Raw genomic sequence first — 1,462 nt, 5'->3', positions numbered from 1 at the left:
GGCGTCGAGCGGCGGACGGGTGAGTAATGCCTAGGAAATTGCCTTGATGTGGGGGATAACCATTGGAAACGATGGCTAATACCGCATAATGCCTACGGGCCAAAGAGGGGGACCTTCGGGCCTCTCGCGTCAAGATATGCCTAGGTGGGATTAGCTAGTTGGTGAGGTAATGGCTCACCAAGGCGACGATCCCTAGCTGGTCTGAGAGGATGATCAGCCACACTGGAACTGAGACACGGTCCAGACTCCTACGGGAGGCAGCAGTGGGGAATATTGCACAATGGGCGAAAGCCTGATGCAGCCATGCCGCGTGTATGAAGAAGGCCTTCGGGTTGTAAAGTACTTTCAGTTGTGAGGAAGGGGGTAGTGTTAATAGCGCTATCTCTTGACGTTAGCAACAGAAGAAGCACCGGCTAACTCCGTGCCAGCAGCCGCGGTAATACGGAGGGTGCGAGCGTTAATCGGAATTACTGGGCGTAAAGCGCATGCAGGTGGTTCATTAAGTCAGATGTGAAAGCCCGGGGCTCAACCTCGGAACTGCATTTGAAACTGGTGAACTAGAGTACTGTAGAGGGGGGTAGAATTTCAGGTGTAGCGGTGAAATGCGTAGAGATCTGAAGGAATACCAGTGGCGAAGGCGGCCCCCTGGACAGATACTGACACTCAGATGCGAAAGCGTGGGGAGCAAACAGGATTAGATACCCTGGTAGTCCACGCCGTAAACGATGTCTACTTGGAGGTTGTGGCCTTGAGCCGTGGCTTTCGGAGCTAACGCGTTAAGTAGACCGCCTGGGGAGTACGGTCGCAAGATTAAAACTCAAATGAATTGACGGGGGCCCGCACAAGCGGTGGAGCATGTGGTTTAATTCGATGCAACGCGAAGAACCTTACCTACTCTTGACATCCAGAGAAGCCAGCGGAGACGCAGGTGTGCCTTCGGGAACTCTGAGACAGGTGCTGCATGGCTGTCGTCAGCTCGTGTTGTGAAATGTTGGGTTAAGTCCCGCAACGAGCGCAACCCTTATCCTTGTTTGCCAGCGAGTAATGTCGGGAACTCCAGGGAGACTGCCGGTGATAAACCGGAGGAAGGTGGGGACGACGTCAAGTCATCATGGCCCTTACGAGTAGGGCTACACACGTGCTACAATGGCGCATACAGAGGGCAGCAAGCTAGCGATAGTGAGCGAATCCCAAAAAGTGCGTCGTAGTCCGGATTGGAGTCTGCAACTCGACTCCATGAAGTCGGAATCGCTAGTAATCGTGAATCAGAATGTCACGGTGAATACGTTCCCGGGCCTTGTACACACCGCCCGTCACACCATGGGAGTGGGCTGCAAAAGAAGTGGGTAGTTTAACCTTTCGGGGAGGACGCTCACCACTTTGTGGTTCATGACTGGGGTGAAGTCGTAACAAGGTAGCCCTAGGGGAACCTGGGGCTGGATCACCTCCTTATACGAAGATA

At 53.7% G+C, this 1,462-nt stretch carries 1 rRNA gene; it reads left to right on the top strand.

What is annotated here, in order from left to right:
- Positions 1-1,452: ribosomal RNA gene (locus tag AB4133_RS11885) — 16S ribosomal RNA — on the top strand; the annotation flags it as partial.
- Positions 1,453-1,462 lie beyond the last annotated feature (10 nt).

This window comes from Vibrio sp. 10N.286.52.F8, assembly GCF_041468745.1.
Taxonomy (GTDB): Bacteria; Pseudomonadota; Gammaproteobacteria; order Enterobacterales; family Vibrionaceae; genus Vibrio; species Vibrio crassostreae_C.
Note: the sequence above shows the minus strand (reverse complement) of the source record. Positions and strands in the feature narration are given on the sequence as shown.